This is a genomic window from Variovorax sp. P1_H2 (genome assembly GCF_056405295.1).
Map to the genome: position 1 here is coordinate 54,848 of NZ_JBFUCJ010000030.1, position 6,424 is coordinate 61,271.

A 6,424-nucleotide genomic window follows, 5' to 3' on the forward strand; every position below is an offset into this window, starting at 1 on the left:
TGGTCAGTTGAGGACAGAGCAAAAACTGCTGCGCAGTTTCTTGGTCTGTCCCGCAAGGTCTTAGTCAGTTGAGGACAGAGCAAAAACTGCTGCGCAGTTTCTTGATCTGTCCCGCAAGGTCTCAGGCGGTCAGGGGGGCGGCGTGCGAATTGTGCCGCAGCGTCTGCCGCCCCATCGTCTGCAAGGCGTGGAGCACCGGGAGCGCCGCCAGGGCCGCCGTCAGGTGCTTGAGGCTGTGGCCCGACAGCAGCTGGTGCGTCGCGGCGTAGATCGCGGGGTCGGCCAGCTCGAACAGCTGGGCCAGCGCGTAGAAGAACAGCAGCCCGCCGAGCTTGAGGCCGATGGCGCCGGCCACCGGGCGAACCAGCGCCAGCGCGAGCACCAGCGCCATGCCGCCGAACTGCAGCACCGCCCAGGGCCATGCGTTGCCGGTGCCATGGCAGACGGCCGCGGCCAGCAGCCCGCCGGCCAGCGTGAACCAGGCGGCCGTCCAGCCGGCGCGGGCGCTGACCCGCTCGCAGACCGCAAAGCCGACCAGCCCCGCGAAGGCCACCGCCATGCCGGCCCGATCCGCCGCCAGCCGCAGGTCGTCGGGCTGCAGGTGGTAGAAGGCCGACCCGAGCGCCGTGAGAACCAGGCCGGCGAAGAACATCCAGGCGCAGTCGAGCGCATTGACAGGCGCCGGCGCGACGGCCTGGGGCAGCGGTGCGGCGTCCTGCAGCTGGTCATGGGCGCGGTCCAGCCAGTGCAGGCAGCGCAGGCCCCAGAGGCCCAGCACGGCGAAAGGCAGGTTGCTCAACACGTTCACGGCGTTCGGCAGCGCGCGCCAGGACCGGCCATCGGCAAAGGCGGCCGCGCCCGGTGCCGGAACCGTGGGACCGAGTACCGCCGCGCCGACGAGCAGCACGGCCAGCGCCAGCAGGGCGTGTTCGCGGCGGGAGAGGGACGGCAGGGACATGGCAGGCTCCGATGGGTGCTCGAGGAGGTGGAATCTAGGTTGTCAACCCCTCGGACGGCATCGAGAATCGATACGGAGCACTTTTTCACCACCCCGGGTATCAATCCGCAATACTCCCTTCCGCCATGAGTACCACCGTCGACCTGGTCAATGCCCTCAAGAACGAACTCAAATCCGCCCGCATGACCTATGCCGACCTGGCCAAGTCGCTGGACATGGCCGAGTCCAGCGTCAAGCGGATGCTGGCCAAGGGCGACATGCCGCTGACCCGGGTCGACGCCATCTGCCGGGCCCTCAAGATCGACTTCGCCGAGCTGGCGCGCCGGGTGGCGGACGCGCAGCCCCTGCTCAAGGAGCTCACGCTCGAGCAGGAGAAGGCGGTGGTCAAGGACAAGAAGCTGCTGCTGCTGGCGATCTGCGTGCTGAGCCAGTGGACGCTGGAGCAGATCGTCGGCGCCTACCGGATCACCGAGGCCGAGTGCATCGGCTACCTGGCCCAACTGGACCGGATCGGCATCATCGAGCTGCGGCCGCTGAACCGCTACCGACTCAAGCTCGCCAAGACCTTCCGCTGGCGCCCGCACGGGCCGGTGATGGATTTCTTCCGCGAGAACGTGGTGCTCGACTACTACCGCGGCGGCTTCGACGGGCCGGCCGAGGGCCTGCTGCTGGTGCACGGATCGATCAGCAAGTCGCTGGCACCGGCCTTCCTCGACCGGCTGCAGCGGGTGGCCCAGGACTTTGCGCAGCAGCACCAGACCGACCAGAAACTGACCCCCAAGGAGCGCGAGGGCTACACCTTGCTGCTGGGCATGCGCAACTGGGAGTTCGAGCTGTTCACCCGCCTGCGCCGGGCCTGAAAAACACGGAAACCGGTTTCCTCTATAAAATCCGCCCAGCAGAAAAGCGGACGCTTCCGTCCCACCGATGGCGCAATCTCCCATGAACGCTCAGGTGAACCGCCCAAACCGCGGTTCAGGCACTGCCTCATTCGATCAATCGCCGACTGGAGAGCCACCACGCCAAGTGGTGCACCGAAGGAGCAAGCCCGCTGCCAGTGGCCGCGTGGTGAAACTCTCAGGTAACAGAGACAGGGGGAGCGGCAGTCTGAACCCCGGGTCTTGCCGCTTTTACAGTAAGCGCTAACGCCCGCCGTTCATGCCCTCCCAAAAGGATTCGGACATGCGCGTGGTTGTATTTGGCGCGGGCTTGCTCGGCGTGACCTCGGCCTACTATCTTCAACAGCTCGGACACGAAGTGACCGTGGTCGACCGGCATGCGACGCCGGCGGCCAAGGCACGCGGCCTGGCGACCGCAGCGCCGGCCGCAGCGGCATCGCCCCGGCGCGGCAGGAAGCTGTCCAGGCTGTGCAGCGGCATCCGTCGCGGCCTCTCCAGGCTGATGGACCGGGCCGTCGGCACGCCGGCCAAGCGCGATCCCCTCGACCATCTCGTGCGACTGGCGGCGTACAGCCGCAAGAGCGCGCGCGCCCTGCGCGACGAAGCCGGAGTGCCCCAGGGCTCGCGCTCGGCCGGCCTGATGAACATCTACACCGATCCCGAGGCCTTCCGGGTCCGGACGGCCGGCGCCACGCACTGGTCCAGCCTCGGCTGCGAGGAACGGCTGCTGTCGGCCGACGAAGCCATCGTCCTGGAACCGGCGCTGAAGGCGATGGGCGGCAAGCTGGCCGGAGCGACCCACGCGCAGGAAGACCCGGCGCGCGATCCGGCGCAGTTCGCCGCCAGCCTGGTGTTCCTGTGCCGCGCCGCCGGCGTGCGCTTCATGACGCGGCACACCGTGGTGTCGCTCAAGGAACGCAACGGCCGGATCGACCATGTCGAGCTGCTCGATGCCGCCGGCGAGCCGACCACTTTGCGCGCACAGGCCTACGTGCTGGCGCTGGGTGCGTCGAGCGTGCCGCACGCCGAAGACCTGGGCATCGACATGCCGCTGCGCTTCGTGCGCGAATACATCGTCACGATGCCGATCCTGAACCCTTCGCTGGCGCCGCGCATGCCCTTGCGCGACCGCCAGGGCAAGCTGCGCATCACGCGCATCGAAACGCCGGCCGGCGACCAGTTGCAGGTCCGGGCCGTCGTGCGGGCCGGGCTCGACGAAGAGGCCGAGCCCGACTCGGACCGCTTCCGGGCGATCGTGCGCCGCACCGAGATGCTGCTGCCCGGCGTCGCCGACGCCGCGCGGGCCAGTTTCGATACCGCCATGCACGCGGCCAGCACCAACCGGCTGCCGATGATCGGCAAGACCCGCCTCCCCAACCTGTTCCTGAACACCGCGCCCGGCGCTCGAACCTGGATCCATGCCTGCGGCGCGGGCAAGTCGATCGCGCGGATCGTCAGCGGACTTCGGCCCGAACTCGACTTCGCCTTCCGGCGCCCTTAGCCGCTACAATCCGCCCACTGCAGGAGAGCGGGCCCAGGGGCCCCACCGAAGGCGCAAACTCCCATAAACGCTCAGGTCGGCCCACGCGATGGGCTCGTACTGCAGTTCACTGTCAAAGCCGTCTGGAGAGCCATCACGCCGCGCGTGGTGCACCGAAGGAGCAAACCCGCTGCGGGCGCAGCGGGTGAATCTCTCAGGTACCGAGGACAGGGGGAGCGGCAACTTGGACGCACGGTCCGGTTGCTTTCGTTTCGACAGCATGCCGTCTCCGTTGCGTTCGAGCGCTGCAACCATCAAGGGTTCTCGATATGCGCGTGATCGTTCTTGGCGCCGGCCTGCTCGGCGTGACTTCGGCTTACTACCTCCAGCAACTCGGCCACGATGTGACCRTGATCGACCGCCAGGCCACGCCGGCGGCGGAAACCAGCTTTGCCAACGGCGGCCAGATCTCGGTCAGCCATGCCGAGCCCTGGGCCAACCCGGGGGCGCCGCTCAAGGTGCTGCAATGGCTCGGCAAGGAAGATGCGCCCTTGCTGTTCCGCATCCGCGCCGACATGCGCCAGTGGCTCTGGGGCCTTTCGTTCCTGCGCGAATGCACGCCGGCGCGCACCCGCCACAACATCGAGCAGATCGTGCGCCTGGGCACCTACAGCCGCGACACGCTGCAGCAGCTGCGGCGCGACACCGGGATCGACTACGACCAGCGCACGCAGGGCATCCTGCACTTCTACACGACGCAGAAGGAGTTCGACGCCGCGCTGGAGCCCGCCGAGCAGATGCGCGCGCTCGGCTGCGACCGGCGGGTGATCTCGGCCGACGAGGCCGTGAGGCTCGAGCCCGCGCTGTCGCACATCCGGCCGCAGCTGGCCGGCGCGACCTACACGGCCGAGGATGAATCGGGCGATGCCAACCGCTTCGCGCGCGGGCTGGCCGGGCTGGCCGAGGCAGCCGGCGTGCGCTTCCTCATGAGCCATACCGTGACCGCGCTGCGCGCAGCCGGCGGCCGCCTCGACCACGTCGAGGCGACCGACGACGAAGGCCGCTTCCAGCGCATCCGCGGCGACGCCTACGTGCTGGCGATGGGCTCGCTGAGCCCCCTCCTGGCCGCGCCGCTGGGCATCCGGCTGCCGATCTATCCGGCCAAGGGCTACTCGGTGACGATGCCGGTCCGGGACGCCTCCAAGGCGCACCAGGTCTCGCTGACCGACGACGAGTTCAAGCTGGTGTTCTCGCGCTACACCTCGGCCGCGGGCGACCGCCTGCGCATTGCCGGCACCGCCGAGCTCAACGGCTACGACCGCGACCTGAACCCCGTGCGCTGCGAGGCGATCGTGCGGCGCGTGGAGGAACTGTTCCCGGGCGCCGGCGACGCCTCCGCGGCCCAGTTCTGGACCGGGCTGCGCCCGGTGACGCCGAGCAACGTGCCGCTGATCGGGGCGTCCAGGCTTCCCAACCTGTTCCTCAACACCGGCCACGGCACGCTGGGCTGGACCCACGCCTGCGGCTCCGGCAAGTCGATCGCGCGGATCGTCAGCGGGCTGGCGCCGGAGGTCGATTTCGCCTTCACCGGTGCCCGCTCAGGGCTGTCCCCGACCCTGCAGCCGGCCTAAGCTCTCAGGCCGGCGCCGGGCCGCCCCAAGGCGGCCTGCGGCCCCCTCGGGGGGCAGCGACCCACACGCAGTGGGGGAGCGTGGGGGCCTTCAGTCATCGCCCGTGAAGACGGTCAGCACGCCGGTATAGCCGTAGAGGTGGTTGCGGGCGATCTCGCCGGCGGCGAAGAAGCCGACCAGCGGGACGTCGCCGAGCGCATGGCGCACGATCTGGAGCTCGGCGCCGGGGGCCCCGAAGTGCGGCCCGCCGCGGCCCGAGCAGCTGACGTAGATCGCGCCCGCGATGCGGCGCGCCGGATGCGGCGCGGCCTCGGCCTCGCCGGCCGCGATCTCGCGCGCGGTCGCCAGCGTCTGCTCCTGGGGCTCCAGTTCCTCGCGGATCTCGGCGCAGACGCGCATCAGGTCGGCACGCGCGGCCTGCACATTGCGGCGGCAGAAGCTCATGCGCATGCCGGCCGCTGCCACATCCGCGATCGCCACGCCGCGACGCGTCGGGTCGAGACCGATGATGTGGCGCACCCTCACGTCGGCACCCAGATCGCCGGTGCGCCGGACGCCGTCGCTGCCGGCCTCGGCCAGGCCGACCAGCGTGGCGCGCACGGCATCGATCGCCTGCTCGGGCGCATCGAGCGACACCCGCAGGTCGGCCAGCAGCACGTCGAGCGCGGGCTCGCCGTCGAGCTCGAGCAGCAGGTTGCCGTCGGCCTCGGTGATCTCGCGTTCGCGCGACACCGGCTGGCAGCCCTGGGTCACGCGCGAGACCAGCCGCACGCCTTCGCCGAACACCACGCCCGACAGGCCGCCCGAGAACACGCCGCCAACCGCGCCATGGCCGCGGATGTTGCCGTTGCCGCCGATCGCGAACTGCAGCGAGCCGACCCGGCCCGACGACAGGCCGCCGAACAGGTAGCCGGTGTCGGTGCGCTCCGCCATCTCGGCGATCAGTTCGCCGAGCTCGGGCGTGCGCGGGTCGGCGTGCACCAGGGCGGTATGGGCCGCGAAGCCGCTCATTTCCGAGCTGGCGAGCGGCGCTACGCCGGAAAACACGCGGTACTGGTCGCTCGGCAACTCGCACAGCATCACGCTGAGCGCTGGCTCATCGAAATACTCGGCGTTGTTGGCGGCCACGCCGACACCCACGGTGCCGGTCCAGTCGGTGATCTCGGGCAGTTCGGCCCCCAGGTGATCGAGGATCTCCTGGGCGTCTTCCCCGTAGTGATCGGTGATGTAGAGCAGGCCCAGCGTCGGCGAACGCGCGTAGTCGGGCAGCGCCATCTGCGCCCGCAACTGGGCCAGCACCAACCCCGCCGCCATGCGCCACTGCGGATGGGTGGCATGTCCGGAAGGAAACAGCTTCATGGGCTCGGCTTTCAACGCGCGCGCTTGCGCGCCGGTGGGGGACCCTTGGCGGCCGCCGCCGCCGCGGCACCGCGACGCGCGGGCGAGGCCTTTTTCC

General features: G+C 69.8%; 5 protein-coding genes and 3 riboswitches. Of the genes, 3 read left to right on the forward strand and 2 right to left on the reverse strand.

The genetic code is table 11. The annotated features are described in order from the left end of the window. Positions 1-121: 121 nt before the first annotated feature. Complete coding sequence (locus AC1D2E_RS13195; RefSeq protein WP_478197808.1) at positions 122-958, reverse strand: hypothetical protein; 837 nt, start codon at positions 956-958, stop codon at positions 122-124. Positions 959-1,083: 125 nt separating this feature from the next. Here AC1D2E_RS13195 and AC1D2E_RS13200 point away from each other — a divergent pair, with 125 nt between their 5' ends. The 3 genes from AC1D2E_RS13200 (at position 1,084) to AC1D2E_RS13210 (ending at position 4,968) form a co-directional block, all read left to right on the forward strand. Continuing rightward, positions 1,084-1,818: a helix-turn-helix domain-containing protein gene (locus tag AC1D2E_RS13200; RefSeq protein ID WP_478170857.1), complete on the forward strand. Its 735-nt coding sequence runs from the start codon at positions 1,084-1,086 to the stop codon at positions 1,816-1,818. Positions 1,819-1,954: 136 nt separating this feature from the next. Then, a riboswitch (glycine riboswitch) is annotated at positions 1,955-2,062 on the forward strand. 54 nt (positions 2,063-2,116) lie between these two features. Continuing rightward, the gene (locus tag AC1D2E_RS13205; RefSeq protein ID WP_478197809.1) at positions 2,117-3,358 is read left to right on the forward strand and encodes an FAD-dependent oxidoreductase; all 1,242 of its coding nucleotides are present in this window, start codon (positions 2,117-2,119) and stop codon (positions 3,356-3,358) included. Positions 3,359-3,368: 10 nt separating this feature from the next. Continuing rightward, positions 3,369-3,470, forward strand: a riboswitch (glycine riboswitch). Further along, a riboswitch (glycine riboswitch) is annotated at positions 3,471-3,578 on the forward strand. A gap of 88 nt (positions 3,579-3,666) precedes the next feature. Continuing rightward, complete coding sequence (locus AC1D2E_RS13210; RefSeq protein ID WP_478197810.1) at positions 3,667-4,968, forward strand: D-amino acid dehydrogenase; 1,302 nt, start codon at positions 3,667-3,669, stop codon at positions 4,966-4,968. Positions 4,969-5,058: 90 nt separating this feature from the next. Here AC1D2E_RS13210 and AC1D2E_RS13215 read toward each other — a convergent pair whose 3' ends face one another. Beyond that, positions 5,059-6,327 carry an FIST signal transduction protein gene (locus AC1D2E_RS13215; protein WP_478197811.1) on the reverse strand — a complete coding sequence of 423 codons (1,269 nt, stop codon included), beginning with the start codon at positions 6,325-6,327 and terminating at the stop codon, positions 5,059-5,061. Positions 6,328-6,424 lie beyond the last annotated feature (97 nt).

Coding starts and splice junctions, on each gene's coding strand:
- AC1D2E_RS13195 (WP_478197808.1), bottom strand. CDS start 958: ATGTCCCTGCCGTCCCTCTCCCGCCGCGAACACGCCCTGCTGGCGCTG.
- AC1D2E_RS13215 (WP_478197811.1), bottom strand. CDS start 6,327: ATGAAGCTGTTTCCTTCCGGACATGCCACCCATCCGCAGTGGCGCATG.
- AC1D2E_RS13205 (WP_478197809.1), top strand. CDS start 2,117: ATGCCCTCCCAAAAGGATTCGGACATGCGCGTGGTTGTATTTGGCGCG.
- AC1D2E_RS13200 (WP_478170857.1), top strand. CDS start 1,084: ATGAGTACCACCGTCGACCTGGTCAATGCCCTCAAGAACGAACTCAAA.